The organism is Catellatospora sp. TT07R-123 (genome assembly GCF_018327705.1).
GTDB lineage: Bacteria > Actinomycetota > Actinomycetes > Mycobacteriales > Micromonosporaceae > Catellatospora.
On sequence record NZ_BNEM01000002.1, the window covers coordinates 4,060,507 to 4,084,783 of the forward strand.

The following is a 24,277-nucleotide window of genomic DNA, read 5'->3' on the forward strand; positions in this document are numbered from 1 at the left end:
CATATTCGGCCGGTGTAACCCGACCGTGGTAATCCGACCGGGGTAACCCGATCGGTCAATGTCCGATTCGACGGTTTTCCTCAGAAGGTCTCGCGCGGCTGGTACACGCCCCAGACCTTGCGCAACGTGTGGCACACCTCACCCACGGTGGCCTTCAGCCGCAGCGCCTCGCGCATCGGGTAGAGCACGTTCTCCGTGCCCACCGCGGCGGCGCGCAGCTTGTCCAGGGCCGCCTCGACCGCGTCGGAGTCGCGCTCGGCGCGCAGCCGGGCCAGCCGGGCGGCCTGCTCCTGCTCGATGGCCGGGTCCACGCGCAGCGGCTCGTACGGCTCCTCGACGTCGACGGTGAACCGGTTGAGCCCGACCACCACCCGCTCGCCCGAGTCGACCTCCAGCGCCGTGCGGTACGCCGAGGACTCGATCTCGCGCTTCTGGAACCCCGCCTCGATCGCGCCGACGGCCGAGCCGTACTCGAAGACGCGCCCGATCAGCGCCTTCGCCTCGCGCTCGATCTCGTCGGTCATCGCCTCCACGACGTACGACCCCGCGAACGGGTCGACGGTCGCGGTCAGGTCGGTCTCGTACGCCAGCACCTGCTGGGTGCGCAGGGCCAGGCGGGCCGCCTTCGCGGTCGGCAGCGCGATGGCCTCGTCGAAGCTGTTGGTGTGCAGCGACTGCGTGCCGCCCAGCACCGCGCCCAGGCCCTGCACCGCGACCCGGACCAGGTTCACCTCAGGCTGCTGGGCGGTCAGCTGCACGCCCGCGGTCTGGGTGTGGAAGCGCAGCATCCACGACTTGGGGTCCTTGGCGCCGAACTCCTCGCGCATCACCGTCGCCCAGATGCGGCGGGCGGCGCGGAACTTCGCGACCTCCTCCAGCAGCGTGGTGCGGGCGACGAAGAAGAACGACAGCCGGGGCGCGAAGTCGTCGACGTCGAGGCCGGCCGCGATCGCGGCGCGGACGTACTCGATGCCGTCGGCCAGCGTGAACGCGATCTCCTGCACGGGCGTCGCACCCGCCTCGGCCATGTGGTAGCCCGAGATCGAGATGGTGTTCCACTTGGGGATCTCGGTCCGGCAGTAGGCGAACGTGTCCGCCACCAGCCGCAGCGACGGCTTGGGCGGGAAGATGTACGTCCCCCGGGCGATGTACTCCTTGAGGATGTCGTTCTGGATGGTGCCGTTGAGCCTGCCGCCCGGCACCCCCTGCTCCTCGGCCACGAGCTGGTAGAGCAGCAGCAGCACGCTGCCCGGCGCGTTGATCGTCATCGAGGTGGAGACCTTGTCCAGCGGGATGTCGCGGAACAGGACCCGCATGTCCTCGATCGAGTCGATCGCGACGCCGACCTTGCCGACCTCGCCGTGCGCGATCGGCTCGTCGGAGTCGTACCCCATCTGGGTGGGCAGGTCGAAGGCGACGGACAGGCCCATGGTGCCCGCGCCCAGCAGCTGGTGGTAGCGGGCGTTCGACTCGGCCGCCGTGCCGAACCCGGCGTACTGCCGCATCGTCCACGGCCGCGAGGTGTACATGGTCGGGTAGACGCCCCGGGTGAAGGGGTACTCGCCCGGCCGCTCGCCGCCCTCGGGCCCGTAGACGGGCTCGATCGGGAAGCCGGACTCGCTCAGCCGCGTTGAACGCTCGTTCATACGGCGATGTTAAGTGGACGCGGTGCCCGCGGGGGTGAGGGATTGCGCACATCACGTACACCCTGCGTAATGCCATCGAGACTCGCTGCTGAATTTCGGGTGCAGTCCGCACCCTCGGCTTTCCCTTCCGCGCCGAGTCGTACAGGATAGGAGTCGCGTGTGCTCCTCCCGAAATGACGAAACTCCTCTCCCTTGGCGGCGCAGCAGTGACCACCCATGCATCCACCTGGAGCGGTAGCCCCACCCCCGGCCGGGCGGCTCCGGGCACCGTCATCGGCGGGCGCTACTCCCTGCGCACCGCCATCGGCCACGGCGGCATGGGCACCGTCTGGCGCGCCGCCGACACCGTGCTGCGGCGCGAGGTCGCGGTCAAGGAGGTCGTGCTGCCGCCGGGCCTGGCCGTCAGCGACGCCGCCTCGATGTACGAGCGCACCCTGCGCGAGGCCCGCGCCGCCGCCAGCCTGTCGCACCCCAGCGTGGTCCAGGTCTTCGACGTGGTCACCGAGAACGGCCGCCCCTGGATCGTGATGGAGCTGCTCGACGCCCGCGGCCTGGCCGACATGGTGATCGAGGACGGCCCGCTCGCGCCCCGCGCGGTCGCCAAGATCGGCATCGCGCTGCTGGGCGCCCTGGAGGTCGCGCACGCCGCGGGCGTGCTGCACCGCGACGTCAAGCCGGCCAACGTGCTGATCACCACCGACGGCCGCTGCGTGCTCACCGACTTCGGCGTGGCCAAGCTGCCGACCGACGTGCAGCTGACCACCCCCGGCATGGTGCTCGGCTCGCCGCACTTCATCTCGCCCGAGCGCGCGCTCGGCCACCGCTTCGGCCCGCCCAGCGACCTGTTCTCGCTCGGCGTGACCATGTACACCGCCGTCGAGGGCCGCCCGCCGTTCGACAAGGGCGACCCGCTGGCCACCATGCACGCCGTGGTCGAGGAGGAGCCGGTGCCGCCGCAGCGCTGCGGCCCCCTGCTCGACGTGCTGTACGGCCTGATGGAGAAGAACCCCGACCGCCGCTGGGACGTCCCGCGCGCCCGCGCCGAGCTGCGCGACCTGCTCGCCGGACCGTTGGCGCAGAACCCGACCCCGCAGCACGTCACCGACCCGTACGCGGTGGTCTCGCCGCAGCCGGCCACCACCGCCTGGGTGCAGCCGCCGCCGCAGCAGCAGCCCGCCGCCGCCCCGGCCAAGCCCATCGGCGGCCGGGCGCTGCTCCAGACCGGCGAGACCCCCACCACCCGGGGCGGGCGCCGCGGTGCCGAGCCGTCGCCGGTGGACGTGCCGACCGGCGCGCACCCGTCCGCGGTCCCGACCGGCGCCATGCGCACCGTCACGCCCGCGGCCAAGCCGTCTCCGCCGGCCGGAGTGCTCGACCAGGTCAAGGGCATGCCGAAGAAGCTGCGCCTGGCCGTCGGCGCCGGGCTGGCCAGCGTCGTGCTGCTGGCCGTCGGTGCCTGGGCCGTGCTCGGCTCCGGCGGCGACGACAAGACCCCGGGCGCCACCGGCCCCAGCAGCGCCGCCCCGAGCGCGGGCGCCTCGGCCCCGGTGCCCGAGGGCATGCAGCGGATCACCTTCAAGGGCGTGACCGTGCTGGTCCCGGCGGGCTGGAAGGCGAGCAAGCCCAAGACCGCCAGCTACATCGACTACCTGGATCCCGCCGACAAGGACCGCTGGCTGCGCATCAACGTGTACGACGGCCGCTCGCCGCGGTCCGAGCTGACCGGCGCCGAGAACAGCTTCAAGACCAGCGCGAGCAAGTGCCAGAAGGACAGCTACCAGCGGGTCTCGCTCACCGACGAGAAGCTCGGTGCGCTCGACGCGGCGCAGCTGGAGTTCCAGTGCACCCCGCCCAACAAGGACCAGCGGCACGCGGTGTGGCGCATCGGCCTGTCCGGCAAGACGGCGTACCACATCTATCTGTCCACCTGGGAGAGTTCGTTCGCCCAGGACAAGACGGTGTTCGACAACGCGGTCGGATCGTTCGCACTCGCCACGACCTGACGGGTTTGTTCGGCAAACGGCCGGTCCGCGTGTTATGAAACACCGATGACCGATCAGCTTGCCGAACGCGTCCGGACCTGGATCGCCGAGGACCCTGACCCCGACTCGCGCAAAGAGCTGCAACAGCTGCTCGACGCGCTGCCCGCGACCGAGGCCGAACTCGCCGACCGGTTCAGCGGCCCCCTCACCTTCGGCACCGCCGGGCTGCGCGGGCCGCTGCGGGCCGGGCCCAACGGCATGAACCTGGCCGTGGTGCGCCAGGCCGCCGCCGGGCTGTGCGCCTGGCTCAGCCGCCAGGAGCCGGGCGAACTGCTGGTCATCGGGTATGACGCCCGCCGCGGCTCGCGGGAGTTCGCCCGGGAGACCGCCCGGGTCGCCACCGGCGCCGGACTGCGCGCCGCCGTGCTCCCCCGCCCCCTGCCGACGCCCGTGCTGGCGTACGCCGTGCGCCGCCTGGGCGCGGTCGCGGGCGTGATGGTCACGGCCTCCCACAACCCGCCGCAGGACAACGGCTACAAGGTCTACCTCGGGCAGCGCCTCGGCGGTGCGGACGGCGCCGGGGCGCAGATCGTGCCCCCGGCCGACGCCGAGATCGAGGCGGCGATCCGCGCCGTCGGCCCGCTGTCGCAGGTGCCGCTCGGCCATGACGGCGACGTGCTCGGCGAGGCCGTCGTCGAGCAGTACGTCACCGCCGCCGCGGGCGTGGTCAGCTCCGACGAGCCGAAGGAGCTGACGGTCGCGTACACGCCGCTGCACGGTGTCGGCCACGCGGTGCTGCGGGCCGCGTTCGAGCGCGCCGGGTTCGACGCGCCGTTCGTCGTCGCCGCCCAGGCCGAACCCGACGGCGCGTTCCCGACCGTGGCGTTCCCGAACCCGGAGGAGCCCGGCGCGATGGACCTCGTGTACGCGCTGGCCCGCGACCGCAGCGCCGACATCGCGATCGCCAACGACCCCGACGCCGACCGGTGCGCGGTCGCCGTCCCGGTGCCCGGCGACAACGGCCGGGGCGCCAACGGCTGGCGCATGCTGCGCGGCGACGAGGTGGGCGTGCTGCTCGCCGACCACCTGATGCGGTCGGGGCGCGGCGGCACGTACGCCACCACGATCGTGTCGTCGTCGATGCTCAAGGCGATGGCGGACCGGCGCGGGCTCGGGTACGCCGAGACCCTGACCGGGTTCAAGTGGATCGCGCGAGCCGCGGCCGACCTCGGCTACGGCTACGAGGAGGCGCTGGGCTACTGCGTCGCCCCGGACCTGGTCCGCGACAAGGACGGCATCACCGCGGCGCTGCTCGTCGCGGAGCTGGCCGCCGGGCTGAAGGCGGAACTGCGTACGCTGCCCGACCGGCTCGACGAGCTGGCCGCCGAGTACGGCCTGCACGTCACCGACCAGCTCTCGGTGCGGGTGGACGACCTGGGCGAGATCCAGCAGATGATGGCGCACCTGCGCGCCAAGCTGCCCGCGTCGCTGCTGGACGAGCCGGTCACCTCGACCGAGGACCTGCTCGACGCCTCGGGCCCGCAGCGCTCCGACGTGGTGATCCTGCGGACCGAGACGGCCCGGGTGGTGGTGCGCCCGTCCGGCACCGAGCCGAAGCTGAAGGCGTACCTGGAGGTCGTCGAGCAGGTCGTGGACGGGGAGGTGGCCGCCGGGCGCGAGCGCGCGGCGGCGACGATCCGCGCGCTGCGTACCGAGGTCGCCGCCGCCCTCGGCATCTGGTCCGCCAACCCCTGACGCGAGGTGAGGAACGGCGTTTTTTGATAGACGTTGGCCTATCACATCGACTGAACGAAGATCGTTCTCGATGAGATAGGCCAACGTCTATCAAAACCGGCGGGGCTGGGCGCCGGGGTGGGGTGTGCCTGTTACGGCTGGGTGAGGGAGGTGACGGGCCAGACGGTGACGCCGCCGGTGTGCTCGCCGGGGCCCACCAGCTCGGTGATGAAGCGGCGGAACGTGTCGGCGCGGGGTTCGCCGTCGGCCAGGACCAGCGCTCCGGCGCGCCAGAAGCGCAGGTCGGCGAGCAGGCCGTCGCGCAGGCGGCCGGTCACCTTCGGGACCTTGGCGCCGTCGGCGATGCTCGACAGCAGCAGGTCGGTCGGGCGCGGGGGCGGGCCGAAATCGGCCGTGCCCGGCAGCCGGCCCGGCCCGATGAAGTAGCCGCCGGGGAAGGCGTACCGCTGGCCGGACTGGGCCCACCAGCGCATCCCCTCGCCGTGCCGGGAGCTGGTCACGGGCACGGTGACCAGGGTGCGCCCGGGTGGGACATACCGCTGCCAGGTGCCCTCGGCGATGAAGGCCGGCACGGCCGGTCCCCGCGCGGTCAGCAGCGGCAGCGGCGCCAGCGGCAGCAGCGCGAGCACCACCAGCGCGGCACCGAGGCGGCGCGGCGCCAGGCCCCCGGCCCGCGGCGGCAGCGACTGCACCAGCTCGACGGTCAGCGCCAGCAGCGCGGCCAGCACCGGCAGCAGCACCAGCCCGAACCGGACCGGCACCACCGACTCCAGCAGCGGCAGCCGGCCCAGCGGGCGCCACAGGCCGGGCAGCGCGGTGCGCTCGCCGCCCGCGAACACCTGCTTGCCGAGCGCGAACATGGCGAAGACCGCACCGGTGGCCAGCAGCGCGCGCACCAGCACCCGGCTCCACAGCCGCGCCACCACCGCCAGCGCCAGCAGCACCAGCAGCGGCCAGCCGAAGAAGGTGTTCTGCTCGGCGTCGTTGGGCGCCAGCACCTTGGTCAGGTCGGGGTTGCCGCCCAGGGACAGGCGCGGGAACGCCGTGAACGAGGCCAGGTCGGCGCTGAACGCCGACGCACCGGGCGGCAGGCCCCGGAAGCTCTCCGGGCCGAAGAACTGCCGCCACAGGGGGTACGCCAGCAGCACGCCGCCCACCCCGGCCGCCACCAGCGCGCCGCGCAGCACCGGCCGCCACCCGGCGCGGCGGGCGTCGGCGTCGCAGACCGCGTACGCCGCGAAGAAGATCGCGCAGCCCAGCGCCGTGTAGAGCAGCACCTCCTCGTTGACGAACGCCTGCGCCACCACGAGCAGGCCGAGGACGGCGCCGTTGCGCAGCGAGCGGCCGGGCTCGCGCAGCCGCAGCGCCGCGTGCACGAGCAGCGGCACCAGGAACTGGGCGGTCCAGTTGGGATGCCCGTTGGCCTGGCTGATCATGCCCGGCCCGAACCCGCACAGCGCCCCGCCGGCCGCGGCCGCGAGCGGGCTGGTGACCAGGTGGCGGCGGAGGAACCAGTACCAGGCGGTCGCGGTCCCGGCCAGGCCCGCCACGACCAGGACGGTGAACGAGATCTGCGAGCCCCACAGCAGCGTGACCGGGGCCAGGGGCAGGCCGAGGCCGAGGATCACCGTGTTCGCCATCAGGTTCACGCCGTACGGCGCGTTCATGTCCATGGTGAGGAACGGGTCGGTGCCGTCGCGCAACACGCCGACGGCGTGCTGGAGCACGAACTGGAAGAAGACGTGGTCCTGCTGGTTGGCGACCAGCAGCGCCCGCGACCCGTCCCGCCACAGCCCGGACGTCACGAACATGGCCGTGACCAGGTATCCCGCCGCCACGATCAGCGCGGCCCGCAATCCGGCCCGGTCGAGGTGGCGGACCACGAACGCCCTGGTCCGGCGGTGCGGCGGTGCTGCCGGGCGGGGCTGGGCCTGCGTCGACTCCCGAATTTCGGTCTTCACGACGGTCGAATGTACGGCATTTATGTAATCTGTCCTGATTAGCCCTATACAAAACGGACTAATGCGAATAGTTCTTTCCTTTGACGAGACCCGAGGACGCAGGTCATGACGTCGTACGCCACCGAGGTCCAGCTCAGCGGTGACCAGCAGATCCAGGCGGCGGTGCTGGAGAGTCTCGCCGAGGCGGTCAACCACCGCCGCTGGTTCGCCGGATTCGCCGTGCCCTACCTCGGCGAGCATCCGATCGAGATCGGCAGCGGGCTCGGCGACTACGCGTACGAGTGGCTGCCGCACGTCCAGCGGTTCACCGCCACCGAGGCCGATCCCGACCGGCTGGTCGAACTGAAGTCGCGGTACGCCGACGACCCCAGGGTCGAGACCCGGCAGATGCTGTTGCCCACCGACGAGCGCGCCGACCACACCGCCCTGGTCAGCTACAACGTGCTGGAGCACATCGAGGACGACGTCGAGGCGCTGCGCAGCATGGCCCGGCTGGTCCGCCCCGGCGCGCCGCTGGTGCTGGTGGTGCCCGCGTTCCCGATCGCGATGAGCCGGGTCGACATCGCCACCGGCCACTGGCGGCGGTACACCCGCCGGTCGCTGTCCGAGGTCGCGGTCGCCGCCGGGCTGTCGGTCGAGCGCACGCAGTACGTCAACTCGCTCGGCTTCGTCTGCTACTTCCTGACCGCGCGCGTGCTCGGGATGGCCCCCCAGGGCGGCGCCATGATGCGGGTGTACGACTCCGTCGTCACCCCGGTCACCCGCGCCCTCGAATCCCGCATCCGCCCCCCGTTCGGCCAGTCCGTCCTCGCCGTCCTCCGCCGCCCCGCCTAACCCCACCCACCGCCACCGGCCGCCCCCGCCCCCTACCCGTCGATCATGAACTTATGGCACGGTTCGACGGTGTGTCGCAGGCACAGCTTCCTGATCGTCTCCTGGACCGGCCACTGGCCTTCAGGCGATTTGTGTTGATCAGGAAGCTGTGCACGGGACACGCCGTCGAGCCGTGCCATAAGTTCATGATCGACCCGGGGAGGGGGTCGGGGCGGCCGGGGCGGTGGGGTCGGGCCGGTGGGGGTTAGAAGCGGGGCATGCCGCCGAACTGGCGGTCGCCGGCGTCGCCCAGGCCGGGGACGATGAACATGTGCTCGTTGAGGTGGCTGTCGATGGAGGCGGTGATCAGGCGGACCGGGAGGCCGGCGCGGGCCAGGCGGTCGATGCCGGCGGGGGCGGCGAGGACGCAGAGGACCACGATGTCGGTGCAGCCGCGGTCGGCCAGCAGGCGGCAGCAGTGCTCCAGCGAGCCGCCGGTGGCCAGCATCGGGTCCAGGACCAGCACCGGGATGCCGGTGAGGTCGGCGGGCAGCGACTCCATGTACGCGCGCGGCTCGAACGTGTGCTCGTCGCGGGCCAGGCCGACGAAGCCCATGGAGGACTCGGGCAGCAGGGCCAGGGCGGCGTCGGCCATGCCGAGACCCGCGCGCAGCACGGGCACGATCAGCGGCGGGTTGGCGATGCGCGTGCCGACCGCGGTGGCGACCGGGGTCTGCACCTCGAAGGTCTCGGCGGCGAAGGTGCGGGATGCCTCATACGTCAGCATGGTCGTGAGCTCGTGCAACGCGGCCCGGAAGCTGGCCGAGTCGGTACGGGCGTCGCGCATGGCGGTGAGGCGGGACTGGGCCAGCGGGTGATCTACGACGAGTACGTCCACGAGCCATGAAGTTACCCGCCCGCGGCTGCCTCCAGTACGCCAACTCGCGACCTCAGCTTCACGGCCTCGTGGTACACGCACTGCACGGTGTCGGCGTACCGCTCGGGCGAGTGCCCGGCGGCGCTGGCCCGCGCGGCGGCCCCGAGGCGCCGGGCGGCGCGCCGGTCGCGCAGCAGCCCGAGCACCGCGTCGGCGAACGAGTCCGGTGCGGGCTCGGCCAGCACGGCGTTGCCCGCGAGCACGCCGTGGCGGTGCAGCGACGGGTCGGCCAGCACCGCGGGCAGCCCGGCCATGGCGGCCTCCTGCAGCACCAGGGCCTGGGTGTCGGTACGCGACGGGAAGGCGAACACGTCGGCGGCGGCGTACGCCTGGGCCACCACCCGTGGCGGCTGCTGCCCCGTCAGCACGATCCGGGACGCGACCGCGGGGCCGACCGAGCGCAGCAGGCGGTTCAGCCAGCGCTGCTCGTACACGGCGCCGATCAGCACCAGCCGCGCGGACGGCAGCTCCCGCGCGATCCGGGCGAACGCCGGGATGAGCAGGTCGACGCCCTTCTCCCGGTTGACCCGCCCGACGAACAGCACCACCGGGTCGCTCGGCCCGATGCCGTACCCGGTGCGGAACGCCATCGCCTCGGCGGGCGTCGCGGTGCGCGGGCCGACGCCGGTGGGCGCGAGCACGATGCGCTCGGCGGGCACGGGCAGGTCGATCCGGTCGAGCACGGCCCGGGTGGGCACGACCACGGCACCCGCGTCGCCGAGCAGCAGCCGGTTGCCCGCGGTGAGGGTGGTGGTCCGGCAGCCGGTCGGCGGCCTGGGCTCGCCGAGGCGGCCGGCGTACACGCGCAGCAGCAGCCGCAGCGCCCAGCCGGGCACCTTGTACGCGTCGGCGTACGCGTGCAGGTCGGTGTGGTAGGTCTGCACCAGCGCGGCGCCGGTGCGCCGGGCGACCAGCACGCCGAGCAGCCCGGCCGGGCCGGGGGTGTGCACGTGCACGACCTCCGGCCGGTGCGCCGACAGGTCGGCGACCAGCCGTTCGCGTACCCTCCGGGTGGTCATCGGCCAGCGGGCCAGGCGCAGATCGGCGACACCGCACGCCAGCGCGGGCAGCCGCAGCAGCCCCGGTTCGTCGCGCTGTTCCCGGTGGCGCGGCACGACGAGCAGGCTGTCGTGCCCGGCGGCGAGTTGCGCCGCGTGCAGGGTCCGCAGCGACGTGACGACGCCGTCGCGACGCGGCAGGTACGTGTCGGTGAAGTGCATGATGCGCACACGCATACGTTCAGTGACCTGCCCCAACGCCGCGTGTAAGACAGATGTCGGCCGTCTTAAGACCGGCCGTAGTCCGGGTTCGAAGATCAGCCATGTTGCCGGGCAATCGGGCGAAAGACGGCCCAAGATACGCACAGTCGCCCGGCAACTTGGCTGATCTTGAGGGGTGAGGTGAGGGGGGTCTCCGTTCCACTAGATGGACAAGATCGATGAGATCGCGTCCGCGTAGACTTCGGCTCATGACGGCCACCATGACACCGTTGTCCGAGGTGACGCGCTCCGATGCGGCGCTGCGGATGTTCCTGCACGGGCTGCCCGGCGTCGACCAGGTCGGCGCGCAGGCCCGTGCCGCCGCGCTCGGCACCCGTTCGATCAAGACCACGGCCAAGGCCTGGGCGATCGACCTCGCGATCCGGATGGTGGACCTGACCACCCTGGAGGGCGCCGACACCCCCGGCAAGGTCCGCGCGCTGTGCGCCAAGGCCCGCCAGCCCGACCCGGGCGACCCGACCTGCCCGCCGGTGGCCGCGATCTGCGTGTACCCGTCGATGGTCCCGGTCGCCGCCGAGGCGCTGCGCGGCAGCGGCATCCACCTGGCCAGCGTCGCGACCGCGTTCCCGTCCGGGCAGGCGCCGCTGAGCGTCAAGCTCGACGACACCCGCGCGGCCGTCGCCGCGGGCGCCGACGAGATCGACATGGTGATCAGCCGGGGCGCGTTCCTGGCCGGTCGCTACCTGGACGTCTTCGAGGAGATCGCGGCCGTCAAGGAGGCCTGCGGCAGCGCCCACCTCAAGGTCATCCTGGAGACCGGCGAGCTGGTCACGTACGACAACGTGCGCCGCGCGTCGTGGCTGGCGATGCTCGCGGGCGGCGACTTCATCAAGACGTCCACGGGCAAGGTGCAGCCCGCGGCCACCCTCCCGGTCACGCTGATCATGCTGGAGGCGGTGCGCGACTTCCTGGCCGCCACCGGCCGCAAGGTCGGCGTGAAGCCCGCGGGCGGCATCCGCACCACCAAGGACGCCATCAAGTACCTGGTCATGGTCAACGAGACGGCCGGCGACGGCTGGCTCGACCCGGACTGGTTCCGCTTCGGCGCCTCCACCCTGCTCAACGATCTGCTGATGCAGCGCACCAAGCTCGCCACCGGCAACTACGCCGGCCCCGACTACTTCACGCTGGACTAGACATGAGCGCATTTGAGTACGCGCCCGCACCGGAGTCGCGCTCGATCGTCAACCTGCAGTCCTCGTACGGGCTGTTCATCGACGGCGAGTTCGTCGACGGCGACGACCGGCGCAAGACCATCTCCCCCGCCACCGAGGAGGTGCTCGCCGAGGTCACCTGGGCGAGCACCGAGGACGTCGACCGGGCCGTCAAGGCGGCCCGGCGCGCGTACACGAAGGTGTGGGGGCCGATGCCGGGCGCGGAGCGGGCCAAGTACCTGTTCCGCATCGCACGGATCATCGCCGAGCGCAGCCGCGAGCTGGCCGTGCTGGAGTCGCTGAACAACGGCAAGCCGATCAAGGAATCGCGGGATGTGGACGTGCCGCTGGCCGCGGCGCACTTCTTCTACTACGCGGGCTGGGCCGACAAGCTGCCGTACGCGGGCTTCGGGGCGGACCCGCGGCCGCTGGGCGTGGCCGGGCAGGTCATCCCGTGGAACTTCCCGCTGCTGATGCTGGCGTGGAAGATCGCCCCGGCGCTGGCTGCGGGCAACACGGTGGTGCTCAAGCCCGCCGAGACGACCCCGCTGACCGCGCTGCTGTTCGCCGAGATCTGCCAGCAGGCCGACCTGCCGCCGGGCGTGGTCAACATCGTCACCGGCGCGGGTGAGACCGGCGCCGCCGTGGTGAACCACCCCGACGTGGACAAGGTCGCCTTCACCGGCTCGACCGAGGTCGGCCGGATCATCGCGCGGGCCGTGGCCGGCACGAAGAAGAAGGTCACCCTGGAGCTGGGCGGCAAGGCCGCGAACATCGTGTTCGACGACGCCGCGATCGACCAGGCCGTCGAGGGCATCGTCAACGGCATCTTCTTCAACCAGGGGCACGTCTGCTGCGCGGGCTCGCGCCTGCTGGTGCAGGAGTCCGTCGCCGACCAGCTGCTGGAGTCGCTCAAGCGGCGCATGGCCACCCTGCGCGTCGGCGACCCGCTGGACAAGAACACCGACATCGGCGCGATCAACTCCGCTGAGCAGCTCGGCCGGATCAAGATGCTCGCCGAGGTCGGCGAGGGCGAGGGCGCCGACCGCTGGTCGCCGCCGTGCCAGCTGCCCGACCGCGGCTTCTGGTTCGCCCCGACCATCTTCACGGGCGTGTCGCAGGCGCACCGGATCGCCCGCGAGGAGATCTTCGGGCCGGTGCTGTCGGTGCTGACGTTCCGCACCCCGGCCGAGGCGGTGGAGAAGGCCAACAACACGCCGTACGGGCTGTCGGCCGGGATCTGGTCCGAGAAGGGATCGCGCATCCTCGCCATCGCCGACCAGCTGCGGGCGGGCGTGGTGTGGGCCAACACCTTCAACAAGTTCGACCCGACCTCGCCGTTCGGCGGGTACAAGGAGTCCGGTTACGGCCGCGAGGGCGGCCGCCACGGCCTGGAGGCGTACCTTGCCCAGTAAGAAGAAGGACTCCGCCGCGCCGCAGGTCGAGACCGTCGAGGCTGCCGCGGTCGTCGCGCAGCCCTCGGCGCCGCGCACCCGGCTGGCGGTGCGCAAGACGTACAAGCTCTACGTGGGTGGGGCGTTCCCGCGCAGCGAGTCGGGCCGCACCTACGTCGTCGCCGACAGCAAGGGAAACTTCGTGGCCAACGCCGCCCAGGCCTCCCGCAAGGACGCCCGCGACGCCGTGCTCGCCGCGCGGGCCGCGTTCGGCAAGTGGTCCGGCGCGACCGCGTACAACCGGGGCCAGGTGGTCTACCGGGTCGCCGAGATGCTGGAGGGCCGCCGCGACGAGTTCGTGTCGCTGGAGGTGCCCGCCGCCGAGGTGGACGCCGCGATCGACCGCCTCGTCTGGTACGCGGGCTGGACCGACAAGATCTCGCAGGTGATCGGCGGCGCCAACCCGGTCGCCGGGCCGTACTTCAACCTGTCCTCGCCCGAGCCGTCCGGCATCGTCGCGATCGTCGCGCCGAGCAGGCCGACCCTGCTCGGCCTGGTCAGCGTCATCGCGCCGGTCATCGCCACCGGCAACACCTGCGTCGTGATCTCCGACGCGCCCCGCGTCGCGATCACCCTGGCCGAGGTGCTCGCCACCTCCGACCTGCCCGGCGGCGTGGTCAACATCCTGACCGGCTCGGCCGCCGAGATGGGCCCGTGGCTGGCCGCGCACGCCGACGTCAACGGCGTCGACCTGACCGGCCTGGCCGACGCCGAGCTGGCCCTGTCGCTGGAGCAGGCCGCCGCGGGCACCCTCAAGCGGGTACGCCGCCCGGCCGCGGCCCTCGACTGGACCGCCGACCCCGGCCTCCCGCCGATGACGGCGTTCCTGGAGACGAAGACGGTCTGGCACCCCAAGGGCATCTAGCCTGGGATGCAGGAAGGGCACCTTCTTATCGCGCTGCGATGTAGAAGGTGCCCTTTTCAACGCCGGCTCGGAGGGGTTGCGGATGGCGACGAGTGCAGACGTGGTGGGGCGGGCCCGGGAGATCGCCGACGAGGTGCTGTTCCCGGCCGCGCTCAGGGTGGACGGCGCGGACCGCGTGCCGGCGGCGCAGCTGGACCTGCTCGCCTCCGAGGGGTACTACGGCATGGCGGCGCCCGCCGAGGCGGGCGGGCTCGGCCTGTCCTGGCCCGAGGCGGCCGCCCTGGTCGAGACCCTGGCCGACGGCTGCCTCACCACCGCGTTCGTATGGCTCCAGCACCACGCCCCCGTCCGCGCCGTCGCCGACAGCCCCCGGCCCGGCATCCGCGACCGCTGGCTGGCCCCGCTGGCCCGGGGCGAGCACCGGGCCGGGATCGCCCTGGCCGGGCTGCGGGTGCCCGACGCCCCGATGCGGGTGACCCCGGTCGACGGCGGCTACCTGCTCGACGGGCAGGCGCCCTGGGTCACCGGCTGGGGCATGATCGACACGCTGTACACCGCCGCGCTCGACGTCTCCGGCGACGTCCACTTCCTGCTCGTGGACGCGACGGCGGCCCCGACGCTGGCGGTGCGTCCGCTGGAACTGGTCGCGGTGCGGGCCAGCGCCACCGTGGACGTCCACTTCGACCAGCACTTCGTGCCCGCCGAGCGGCTCGTCGACCGCGTGCCGTACGCGGACTGGTCGCGTTCGGACTCGTCCGGATCGGCCATGAACGGCTTCCTCGCGATCGGGGTCGCGGGCCGGTGCGTACGCCTGCTGTCACCGGGTCCCGCCGCCGAGGCCCTGGCCGCCGAGCTCGACGCGGTCAGGTCCGGCCTGCTCACCGCCGACTCGGCCACCGTCCCGACGGCGCGCGCGGCCGCCTCCGCGCTGACCGCACGGGCCGCCGCCGCACTCGCGGTGCAGACCGGCGCGCGGGCCGTCCTGCTGGACCACGACGCGCAGCGCCTGGCCCGCGAGTCGGTGTTCCTCCTGGTCTTCGGCAACCGCCCGGTGATCCGCGACGCCCTTCTCGCCGACCTGACCGCCCCCGCCCCCGCCCCCAAGATCGGGCAAGTTGCCGGGCAATCGGGGGAATGACGGGTCGAGATACGCCCGGCTGCCTGGCAACTTGCCCGATCTTGGCCGGGGCTGCCGCCGAGTGACCCAGGTCATCGGGCACGATGGAGTACGTGGCGCGACCGTTCGATCCCCGGCTGATCCGATACGTCCCGTCCACACGTACCGGGCTGGTGCAGCTCGGCGTGCTGGGCGTGGCCGCCGCGGCCGCCGTGGTGGTCGCGGCCGCCGCGCTGGCCCGAGCCCTGGCCGCCGCCGTCGAGCTGCGCCTGGACGCGCCCGCCCTGGCGGTGTTCCTGCTCGCGCTCGCGGCCCGCGCCGGGCTCACCAGCGGCCTGGGCGCCGTGGCCGCCCGCATGTCCGCGACCGTGAAGGCGAGCCTGCGCACCGACCTGCTCGGCGCCGTCGGCCGCCGCGGCCCGACGTGGCTGGCCGGGCAGCGGGCGGGCGAGCTCGCCACGCTGGCGGGACGCGGTCTGGACGCCCTCGACGGCTACTTCACCGGATACCTGCCGCAGCTCGTGCTCGGCCTGACGGTGCCGGTGGCGGTGATCGGCACGCTGCTGCTGACCGACCTGACCTCGGCCGTGATCGTGCTGGTCACACTGCCGCTGATCCCGATCTTCGGGGCGCTGGTCGGCTGGCAGACCCGGACCGCCACCGACCGGCAGTGGCACCGGTTGCAGCTGCTCGGCGGGCACTTCCTGGACATGGTGTCGGGGCTGGCCACGCTGCGGGCGTTCGGGCGGGCGCGGGCCCAGGTCGGCGCGGTGCGGCGGATGGCCGACCGGCATCGCGCCGCGACGATGCGCACGCTGCGGCTGGCCTTCCTGTCCGCCCTGGTCCTGGAGCTGATCGGCACGATCTCGGTGGCGCTCGTGGCGGTGCCGGTGGGCCTGCGGCTGCTGGACGGCCGGATGACGCTGGCGACGGCGCTGCTGGTGCTGCTGCTGACCCCGGAGGCGTACGCCCCGCTGCGCGCCGCGGGCACCAAGTTCCACGCCAGCATGGAGGGACTCACCACGCTGGACCAGGCGTTCACGTTGCTCGCCGACGCACCGGCCCGGCCGGAGCCCGGCGGCGGCGCGGTGGCGGCCCCGCCGGTCGGCCTGATCGAGCTGCGCGGCGTCACCGTCACGTACGACCGCGGCACCGGCGAGCGGGTCACCGCCCTGCGCGACGTCGACCTGGTGATCCGGCCCGGCGAGCGCGTGGCCCTGGTCGGCCCGAGCGGCGGCGGCAAGAGCACGCTGCTCAACCTGGTGCTCGGCTTCACCACCCCGGACCGCGGGCAGGTGCTCGTCGACGGCGTCGACCTGGCCGACCTCGACCTGGACGCCTGGCGCCGGCGCGTGGGCTGGGTGCCGCAGCGGGCGCACCTGTTCGCGGCGAGCCTGGCCGACAACATCGCCCTGGGCACGCCGGAGGCGCCGCGCGCCGACGTCGACCGCGCCGCCCGCGCCGCCGCGCTGGGACCGGTGCTCGACGCGCTGCCGCAGGGCCTGGACACTGTGCTGGGCGAGCGCGGGCACGGCCTGTCCGGCGGGGAGCGGCAGCGGCTGGCGCTGGCGCGCGCGTTCCTGCGCGACGCGCCCCTGCTGCTGCTCGACGAGCCGACGGCCCGGCTGGACGCGGCCAGCGAGCAGGCGGTGGTCGACGCGACCGCGACGCTGGTGCACGGGCGGACGGCGCTGCTGGTGGCGCACCGGCCCGCCCTGCTGTCGGTGGCCACCCGGGTGCTGCGCGTCGAGCGCGGCGAGGTCCGGGAGCGGGTGGCGGTATGAGCCCGATCCTCGCCTTCGCCGCCCCGTTCCGCTGGCGCCTGCTCGGGGCCGGGCTGCTCGCCGCGCTGACCGAGGCTGCCGGGCTGGGTCTGATGGCGACCGCGACCTGGCTGCTGTGCACCGCGGCGGGCCAGCCGCCCCTGGTCGTGCTGAGCGTCGCCATCGTGGTGGTCCGGACGCTGGCCATCGGCCGGGGCGCCCTGCGCTACGTCGAGCGCCTGGCCGGCCACGACGCCGTCCTGCGCATGGTCACCGAGGTCCGGGCCCGGATCTTCGCCACGCTCGCCGAGCGGCCCGCCGCCGCGCCCGCGCTGCGCCGGGGCGACCTGCTCAGCCGGATGGTCTCCGATGTCGACGCGGTGCAGGACCTGATGGTCCGGGTACTGCTGCCGATGGCCTCGACCGGGCTGGTCGGCGTCGCCGCGGTCGCGGCCGCCGCGTTCGCCGACCCGCTGGTGGCGCTGGTGCTGGCCGTGGGCCTGCTGGCGAGCGGAGCCGCGCTGCCCGTGCTCGCCGCCCGCCTGGCGGCCCGGTCCGGTGCCCGCCTGGCCCCGCTGCGCGCCCGGTACGCGGTGGACACGATCGACCTGGTGCACGGCGCCGCCGACCTCGCCGCGTACGGCGCCCGCGACCGGTTCGAGGCCCGGGGCGCCGCGCACGCCGCCGAACTGGCCGCGACCGAGCGGACGCTGGCCCGCCGGGCGTTCGCCGTCGACGCGGTCGCCACCGTGCTCGGCGGCGCCACCGCGGTCGCGGTGCTCGCCACCGGGCTGGCGCGCGGCGTCGACGGGGTGTGGCTGGCAGCGCTCACCGTCGCCACGCTGGCCACGGGCGAGCTGTCGCTGTCGCTGCTGGCCGCCGCCCGCAAGGGCGCCGAGATCCGGGGCAGCCTGCACCGGCTCACCGAGCTGCTGACCGCGCCCGGGGCCGCCGCCGCGGCCGGGCTCGCGGTGCCGGAGCGCGCGCCGACGCTGCGCCTGGCGGGTGCGACCGTGCGGTATCCGGGCGCGACGGCCGCCGCGCTGTCGGAGGTGGACCTGGAACTGCCGCCGGGGCGCCACGTCGCGATCGTCGGGCCGTCCGGGTCGGGCAAGAGCACGCTGCTCGGCCTGCTGACCGGTGCGATCGCGCCGGAGTCCGGCCGGGCCGACGCCGACGGCACCCCGATCACCGCGTACGACCCCGAGCGCTGGCCCGCCGCCGTGACCGGGCTGCTCGCCGACGCGTACCTGTTCCACGCCTCGGTGCGCGACAACCTGCTGCTGGCACGGCCGGAGGCGACCGAGGACGAGCTGCTGGCCGCGTGCGCGACGGCGGGACTCGGCGACTGGGTCGCCGCGCACGGGCTGGACGTGCGGGTCGGCGAGGACGGCGCCGGGCTGTCGGGCGGGCAGCGGCAGCGGCTCGCGCTGGCCCGCGCGGTCCTGGCCGACCCGGGGCTGCTGGTGCTCGACGAGCCGACCGAGGGCCTCGACCCGGCGCAGGCCGACGCGGTCCTCGCGGCGGTGCTGGCGCACCGGCGCGGGCGCGGCACGGTCGTGGTGACCCACCGGCTCGCCGGGCTGGACGCGTTCGACGAGGTGGTGGTGCTGGACGCGGGCCGGGTGCACGAGCGCGGAACGTGGGGTTGGGTGCGGGCGCACGGCGGCTGACACGAACCACTAGGGTGTGCGGAGAGTCACCGACCCGGCAGGGTCGGTCAGTCGAACGTCGGAGGTCAACGGTGGCGGACACGCTCTGGGACGAGTACGAGGTCTCCCCGGTCGAGATTGCGCTTCCCGGCGGGAAGGTCGGCCTGACGCTGCGGGCGTACCGCTCGGCGAGCGCGCTGACCCCGACCGACGTCAGCGACCGCGAGGACGACGACGACGTCTTCGCCGAGCGCGGCCTGCGCCGCCCGATCGGCCTGGCCGACGAGGAGGAGCTGCCGGAGTTCGAGTGGACCAAGGAAGCCCTCGACGAGATCGCCGCCGGCCCCGCCGAGGACGAGGTGGCCGAGCGCGCCGTGGAGGCCGCCGAGGACGAGGAGTCCGAGGAGTCCGCCGACGAGTCCGACCAGGGCGACGAAGAGGTCCCGGTCTTCCTGTCGCACAAGGGCAAGCTGCTGCTGTTCGCCTCGGCCAAGGGCCTGGCCGACTTCGTGCGCTCCAGCGCCCCGCACGACCTCAAGCAGCTCGAAGGCTGGGCGAAGCTCGCGAAGAAGGTCAAGGCCGACGACGTCGTGGCCGGCGACGACGACGCGTACGAGCTGGACCTCGTGGTGGAGAACCTGCGGGGCGGCCCGGACGCCTGGGACCCCGAGCTGCTGCTGCGCGCCGGTGAGATCGCCCGCGACATCAGCTACGCTCTTCGCCTCAAGCCGGTGATCGTGTCGCTGGCGCCCGGCTCCCCGCTCGACGACCTCGACGAGGCGCTGCGCGCCACTGAAGAGGGAGGCTTCGGCTCCTTCTTCGCCAAGCGCAAGCTCCGCAAAATCGGGGCAGAGCAGGCATCCATCGGCTGGCGCTCGATTATCGGCAAGATCTCTGCCGCCGTGGACTGGCGCGACTGACCCCTGAGCGGGCAACATCAGTCTTTGGCACACGAGGAGTCTTCGGGAGGAGGACGAGTCCGTGGCGCTCGTGCGGGTGTATTGCGGTATCGCTTCGACTGCTCCGGCGGTCGAGGACGACTCGCTGGGGGCCGTCAACCGGCTCACGGTGGCGGTCGTCGACGATTCCGGCAGGCTGCTGGAGTTCTGCGTCATCAACGACGATCCCGCTGGCTATGCCCAGGTGACGTCGATGCTCGCGGAGCGGTTCGGCGGCACCACGATGGTGACGGTCGCGGTCGACAGCGATGACCACCAGGTCATCTCGCTGCTGGCCACCTCCGGGCGGGCCATCGCCTACACCGACGACGAGAGCGCGGACGAGTTCGCCGACCGGTTCGCCGAGGACGACACGCTCGACGAGGTGAACGCCTCCGCCGACGAGCGGCGCGCCGTGGGCCTGGCCCGCGCGTTGCAGGCCGGTGCGCTGTCGGCCGTGGTCGGCCCGCCGCCGCGCGAGTTCGTCGCGTTCAAGCCCGTGCTGGCCGCGCACGCGGCGCTGGCCGTCGGGCGGCACGCCGCCGCGGTGGCGCTGCGCGAGGTGCTGCGCGAGCTGTACCCGGCCGCCCTGCGCGCGTACCCGGATCCCGCCGAGCCGGTGGCCCTGGCCGTGCTGGAGGCCCTGCCCGAGCCGGGCCTGCTGTCCACCCAGCCCGGCAGCCGCAGCCGCGAGAACGGCGCCACCGCCGAGAGCGTCGCCGCCCGGCTGGTCTCCGACGGCATCTGCGACTCCGCCACCGCGCTGGAGGCCGTGATGGCGCTGCGGGTGGCCATCGCCGAGACGCCGCGCCGCAACGGGGTCGGCAAGCAGCTGCTGACGGCGGTCGCCGACGCGGTCCGGTCCAGCGTCGCCGCGGTGCGCGCCAGCGACGACGCCCGTGCCGCCCTGATCGAGACCCTCACCGAGCGCTCGGCGCCCGTGGCGCCGCAGCAGCAGACCCTGGGCCGCCGCAGCGGCGTCCCGGTCACCTCCGCCCCGCCGGCCACCGCGGCCGCCGCGACCGGAGCCCGCCGCCGCACGCAGCCCATGCCGCTGAACCAGACCCCCGCGGCGCCGCGCCCGATGCAGGCCCCGCCGGTCGCTCCGGAGCCCGTTGCCGCCGCGCCGACCGCGCCCGAGCCGATGGACCGCCCGTCGTGGAGCCCGAACGCCGCGCCGGTCGAGCGCCCGTCGTGGAGCCCGAGCACCCCGCCGGTGCCGCCCGGCTTCGAGCCGACGCCGCTGACGGGCACGCCCGTCGTCAGCCCGGTCGCGGCACAGCCGCAGGCCCCGGCCCCCACGCCGGTCCAGCAGCAGCCGCGCCAGGTGCCCACGCCGATCCCGTCGCAGCGCGCGACCCGTGCCACGCCCGCCGACACCGGCAAGCCGTTCGTGCCGACGCTGACCAACGCCGCGATCAGCAGCGAGCGGGCCGCACGCGGGTTCAACCCGCAGCCGCAGCCCTCGGCGACGGACGTGCCCGCCGACGTGACCGGCTTCGAGCCGTCCTACGGCGACTACGCCGAGGAGTACGGCGACGACCCGCTGGGCATGAACCCGCCCGCCCGACCGGCCGCCCCGCCGCGGCAGGCCGCGCCGACCCCGCCGCCGGCGCCCGCCGGCTCCCGCGCCAACTGGCCGCTCAACAGCGAGCAGGACGAGGTCGCCCGGTCGGCCGACCGCTCCCCCGACCGGGTCACCCCGCCGTGGCTCGACGACGACCTGGTGCTGCCCGAGGCGCCGTCGCTGCGCGTGGTGGAGCCCATGCCCCGGCGCGGTTCCCGCGACGACGACGCCCCGCCGCTGCGGCTGGTCGACGACAGCGCGCTGACCGGCGCCCGGCCCAAACCGCACCGGACCGAGCGGGCCTCCAGCCCGGCCAGCGGCGAGGACGACGACCTGCTGATCTTCGCTTCGGTCTCCTCGGCCTGGTTCGCCGGTCCGAGCACCGAGGACGAGCTCACCTGGAACTCCGCCGCGGACACCGGCTGGCGTGCGGCCGAGCAGGCGGCCCGGCCGTCGGTCGGCAACGACACCACCGCGGGTCTGCCGCGCCGGGTGCCGTCGGCCAACCTGGTGCCGGGCTCGACGCCGGAGCGCGAGGAGCGGCCGCTGCGCATAGTGCGCGACGCCGCCGGCATCGCCGCGCACACCAGCAACTACTTCCGGGGCTGGCGCCGGGGCAACCAGGAGATCGGCGGCTTCGCCGTCGGCGGCCGCCCTGGCCGCGAGTCGGCCAACGGCTGGGACTTCAGCCGCGAGCACGAGCGCGACGACCGGGACGAGCGCGACGAACGCGACTACCGGGACATGCGCGACCACCGCGATCAACGGGACCCCCGCGACGACCGCGGCCAGTACGGCTACCGCGCCGCCAACTACCGCTGACCGTCGCCCCGACCGACCCGAGCAACCGCCCGCCGTTCCCGACGGCGGGCGGTTGCTTTTTGATCACCAGCAGTGAGCTGCGGAAACTGTGTCATTTCCCATACCGCAGGACTTGACCTTGCAGCGTGCGGGCGAGCACCATACCTGAGCGGCAGTGGATTCACTCACGTGCCGCGAGGCAACGCTGCTCGGCGGAAAGGCACGCGATGTACGACGCGACAGGTGGACTGAACCGGCGCTCCGCCCTCAAGGGCGGGCTGGGGCTGGTCACCGCAGCGCTGGTGGCCGCGTGTTCGGATCCCGTCGCCTCGGACGCGGGCGAGACCGGCGAGCTCGTCATCGGGGCCAGCCTGGAGCTGACCGGGACCGGCTCGGCGCTGGGCAAGCTCCAGGAGCAGGCGCTGAAGGTCGGCGTCGACGAGCTCAACGCCATCGGCATCCCGTACGGCGAGGGCCGGCTGTACATCCGCACCGTGGTCAAGGACAACGGCGGCAACCCGGCCACCGCGATGCAGAACATCAAGGACCTGATCGAGAACGACAGGGTCAGCGCGGTCGTCGGCGGCGTCACCGTGGAGACCGCCCGCGCCATGATCCCGGTCGCCGAGGAGTCCAAGGTCCCGCTGCTGTGCCTCAACAGCGGTGACGAGATCTCCGTGCCGCTGCCGCAGCGCAGGTTCGTCTACCAGCTCGGCCCCAACCCCTCCGACACCGCCTCGGTGATGGCCCGCGACCTGCGGCGCCAGGACCTGACCACGGTCGCCGTGCTGGCCAGCGGCGACGGCCACGGTGACGCGGGCGTGCACGCGCTGCCCCGCGCCCTGACCGCGACCGGCCGCACGCTGGTCGACTCGGTGCGCCTGCCCAAGTCCGGCCGGGCCTTCGACGCCGCCGCGCAGCGCATCATCGACGCCGAGCCCGACGCCGTGATCGTGTGGGCGCAGGCCCCGATCAGCGCTGCGGCCACCGCCGCGCTGCGCAACGCCGGGTACACCGGCAAGATCTTCCTGGACCCGGGTGCGGGCGCCGACGAGACCCTCAACGGCCCCAACGGGGCGGCACTGGAAGGCGCCTACATCGTGCACTCCACCGTGCTCGCCGGGGCACCGACGATGGCCACCACGCCGTCGGGCCGGGCGGCACGCGCCTTCATCTTCCGCTACATCCAGGAGTACGGGGCGTTCTCCGGCTTCGCGCCGTACGCGGCCGACGCGCTGAGCCTGGTGGCGACCGCGGCCCGGCGCGCCGTCAGCACCGACCCGCAGCGCCTGCGCGGCCGGCTGGAGGGCGGCCCGATCGAGGGCGTCTGCGGCGCGTACTCGTTCCAGCCCATCTCGCACGGCGGGCTGGAGCCCGACGCGCTGACGCTGTTCGTGGCGCGCCGGGGCGCCTGGGTGCGACTCAGCTGACCCCGTACGCCTAGACGGCCTCCTGCGCGACCTGAGGGTCGCCGGGAGGCCGTTGCCGTACCGGGCCGGAGCCCTAGAGGCGCGGCGGGTACGGCGAGACGCCGATCAGCCCGCCGTCCACGGGGGACGCGGGCCGATCGGCGTTCAGATCAGGTCAGGCGGGTGCGCCGGTGCGGGTCCGCCGCATCGACAGCACGTACTCGACCAGGGAGATCAGCACCTGCTTGGTCGACTCGCGGTTACGCGCGTCGCAGCTGACCACCGGCACGTCCGTCTGGATCGCGAGCGCGTCCCGTACGTCCTGGGCCTGGTGGTACTGCTGACCGTCGAAGCAGTTGATCGCGATCAGGTAGGGCAGCTTGCGGTGCTCGAAGAAGTCGATCGCCGCGAAGCAGTCCGCCAGCCGGCGGGTGTCGACCATCACGACGGCACCGATCGCGCCCCGCACCAGCTCGTCCCACATGAACCAGAAACGCGTCTGGCCCGGGGTGCCGAACAGGTAGAGGATGAGATCGCGGTCGATCGAGATACGACCGAAGTCCATCGCCACCGTGGTGGTCGTCTTGTTGGGAATCTGGCGCGTGTCATCCACGCCGACACCCGCCGAAGTCATAATCGCTTCAGTGGTCAGCGGCGTGATCTCCGAAACGGAACCTACCAGCGTCGTCTTGCCGACGCCGAAGCCGCCGGCGATGACGATCTTCGCCGATGTCACCCGTCCGCCCGCGCCGTTCGCGGCGGGGCGGTGTGACATGTCAGAGCCTCCGAAGTCCACTGAGTACCCTCTCCAGCAGTTCAGTGCCTACCGCGTCGTTGCTCTCAAACGACGTCGGCTCGTATACCGCGACCAGTCCATCGGCCGCCATGTCCGCGATGAGCACGCGGGCGACGCCGAGTGGCAGCCGCATCCGGGCTGCGATCTCGGCCAGCGACTGGACCTTGCCGTCGCACAGGGACGCTATGTGTTGGTGTTCCCGGCCGTGGCCGCCGCGACCTGTCGCGTTGGCGTTGCGACCGCGCACGGTCGTCTCCACCAGCGCCTCGATCGCGATGTCCAATCGCGGCCGGGTGCGGCCACGGGTAACGGCGTACGGCCGTACCAACGCTCCGGTCGGTTCGTCTCTATCGGGCATCGTCGCCGTTCACCCCCTTCCCCATTGCC

At 73.4% G+C, this 24,277-nt stretch carries 18 protein-coding genes; 12 read left to right on the forward strand and 6 right to left on the reverse strand.

The window, feature by feature from the left end; genetic code table 11:
• Positions 1–80: 80 nt before the first annotated feature.
• Positions 81–1,646: a methylmalonyl-CoA mutase gene (locus tag Cs7R123_RS37925; protein WP_212833831.1), complete on the reverse strand. Its 1,566-nt coding sequence runs from the start codon at positions 1,644–1,646 to the stop codon at positions 81–83.
• A 173-nt stretch (positions 1,647–1,819) separates the two neighbouring features.
• Between Cs7R123_RS37925 and Cs7R123_RS37930 the strand changes: the two genes are divergently transcribed.
• Positions 1,820–3,649 carry a serine/threonine-protein kinase gene (locus tag Cs7R123_RS37930; RefSeq protein ID WP_212833832.1) on the forward strand — a complete coding sequence of 610 codons (1,830 nt, stop codon included), beginning with the start codon at positions 1,820–1,822 and terminating at the stop codon, positions 3,647–3,649.
• 45 nt (positions 3,650–3,694) lie between these two features.
• Positions 3,695–5,383 (forward strand): phospho-sugar mutase, encoded by a 1,689-nt coding sequence (locus Cs7R123_RS37935; RefSeq protein WP_212833833.1) that lies wholly within the window; start codon positions 3,695–3,697, stop codon positions 5,381–5,383.
• 131 nt (positions 5,384–5,514) lie between these two features.
• Here the strand turns inward: Cs7R123_RS37935 and Cs7R123_RS37940 are convergent, their stop codons facing one another.
• Positions 5,515–7,344 carry a hypothetical protein gene (locus Cs7R123_RS37940; RefSeq protein ID WP_212833835.1) on the reverse strand — a complete coding sequence of 610 codons (1,830 nt, stop codon included), beginning with the start codon at positions 7,342–7,344 and terminating at the stop codon, positions 5,515–5,517.
• Positions 7,345–7,449: 105 nt separating this feature from the next.
• Between Cs7R123_RS37940 and Cs7R123_RS37945 the strand changes: the two genes are divergently transcribed.
• Positions 7,450–8,178, forward strand: a complete 729-nt coding sequence (locus tag Cs7R123_RS37945; protein ID WP_212833837.1) for a bifunctional 2-polyprenyl-6-hydroxyphenol methylase/3-demethylubiquinol 3-O-methyltransferase UbiG — start codon at positions 7,450–7,452, stop codon at positions 8,176–8,178.
• Between the two features lie 244 nt (positions 8,179–8,422).
• Here Cs7R123_RS37945 and upp read toward each other — a convergent pair whose 3' ends face one another.
• Complete coding sequence (gene upp, locus Cs7R123_RS37950; protein ID WP_212833839.1) at positions 8,423–9,055, reverse strand: uracil phosphoribosyltransferase; 633 nt, start codon at positions 9,053–9,055, stop codon at positions 8,423–8,425.
• 11 nt (positions 9,056–9,066) lie between these two features.
• Positions 9,067–10,314 (reverse strand): glycosyltransferase, encoded by a 1,248-nt coding sequence (locus Cs7R123_RS37955; protein WP_244872518.1) that lies wholly within the window; start codon positions 10,312–10,314, stop codon positions 9,067–9,069.
• A 248-nt stretch (positions 10,315–10,562) separates the two neighbouring features.
• Between Cs7R123_RS37955 and deoC the strand changes: the two genes are divergently transcribed.
• From deoC to Cs7R123_RS38000, 9 genes are all read left to right on the forward strand, one after another.
• Positions 10,563–11,510, forward strand: a complete 948-nt coding sequence (gene deoC / locus Cs7R123_RS37960; protein WP_212833843.1) for a deoxyribose-phosphate aldolase — start codon at positions 10,563–10,565, stop codon at positions 11,508–11,510.
• Between the two features lie 2 nt (positions 11,511–11,512).
• On the forward strand, positions 11,513–12,943 hold the full coding sequence (locus tag Cs7R123_RS37965; protein ID WP_212833845.1) for an aldehyde dehydrogenase family protein: 1,431 nt from the start codon (positions 11,513–11,515) through the stop codon (positions 12,941–12,943).
• 82 nt (positions 12,944–13,025) lie between these two features.
• A complete protein-coding gene (locus tag Cs7R123_RS37970; RefSeq protein WP_244872519.1) occupies positions 13,026–13,847 on the forward strand; it encodes an aldehyde dehydrogenase family protein in 822 nt (273 codons plus the stop codon).
• Positions 13,848–13,929: 82 nt separating this feature from the next.
• On the forward strand, positions 13,930–14,985 hold the full coding sequence (locus Cs7R123_RS37975; protein ID WP_212833849.1) for an acyl-CoA dehydrogenase family protein: 1,056 nt from the start codon (positions 13,930–13,932) through the stop codon (positions 14,983–14,985).
• 92 nt (positions 14,986–15,077) lie between these two features.
• Entirely contained in the window at positions 15,078–16,748 is a 1,671-nt protein-coding gene (cydD, locus tag Cs7R123_RS37980; protein ID WP_244872399.1) for a thiol reductant ABC exporter subunit CydD, read from the forward strand.
• Positions 16,745–18,400 (forward strand): thiol reductant ABC exporter subunit CydC, encoded by a 1,656-nt coding sequence (gene cydC, locus Cs7R123_RS37985; protein WP_212833853.1) that lies wholly within the window; start codon positions 16,745–16,747, stop codon positions 18,398–18,400. Before cydD ends, cydC begins: the two co-directional genes overlap by 4 nt.
• Positions 18,401–18,471: 71 nt before the next feature.
• Positions 18,472–19,299 carry a DNA primase gene (locus Cs7R123_RS37990; protein WP_212833855.1) on the forward strand — a complete coding sequence of 276 codons (828 nt, stop codon included), beginning with the start codon at positions 18,472–18,474 and terminating at the stop codon, positions 19,297–19,299.
• A 61-nt stretch (positions 19,300–19,360) separates the two neighbouring features.
• On the forward strand, positions 19,361–21,706 hold the full coding sequence (locus tag Cs7R123_RS37995; protein WP_244872400.1) for a transposase: 2,346 nt from the start codon (positions 19,361–19,363) through the stop codon (positions 21,704–21,706).
• A 206-nt stretch (positions 21,707–21,912) separates the two neighbouring features.
• On the forward strand, positions 21,913–23,115 hold the full coding sequence (locus Cs7R123_RS38000; protein ID WP_212833857.1) for an ABC transporter substrate-binding protein: 1,203 nt from the start codon (positions 21,913–21,915) through the stop codon (positions 23,113–23,115).
• A 154-nt stretch (positions 23,116–23,269) separates the two neighbouring features.
• Here Cs7R123_RS38000 and Cs7R123_RS38005 read toward each other — a convergent pair whose 3' ends face one another.
• Entirely contained in the window at positions 23,270–23,869 is a 600-nt protein-coding gene (locus tag Cs7R123_RS38005; RefSeq protein ID WP_212833859.1) for an ATP/GTP-binding protein, read from the reverse strand.
• Between the two features lies 1 nt (position 23,870).
• Complete coding sequence (locus tag Cs7R123_RS38010; RefSeq protein ID WP_212833861.1) at positions 23,871–24,248, reverse strand: DUF742 domain-containing protein; 378 nt, start codon at positions 24,246–24,248, stop codon at positions 23,871–23,873.
• Between the last annotated feature and the right edge of the window lie 29 nt (positions 24,249–24,277).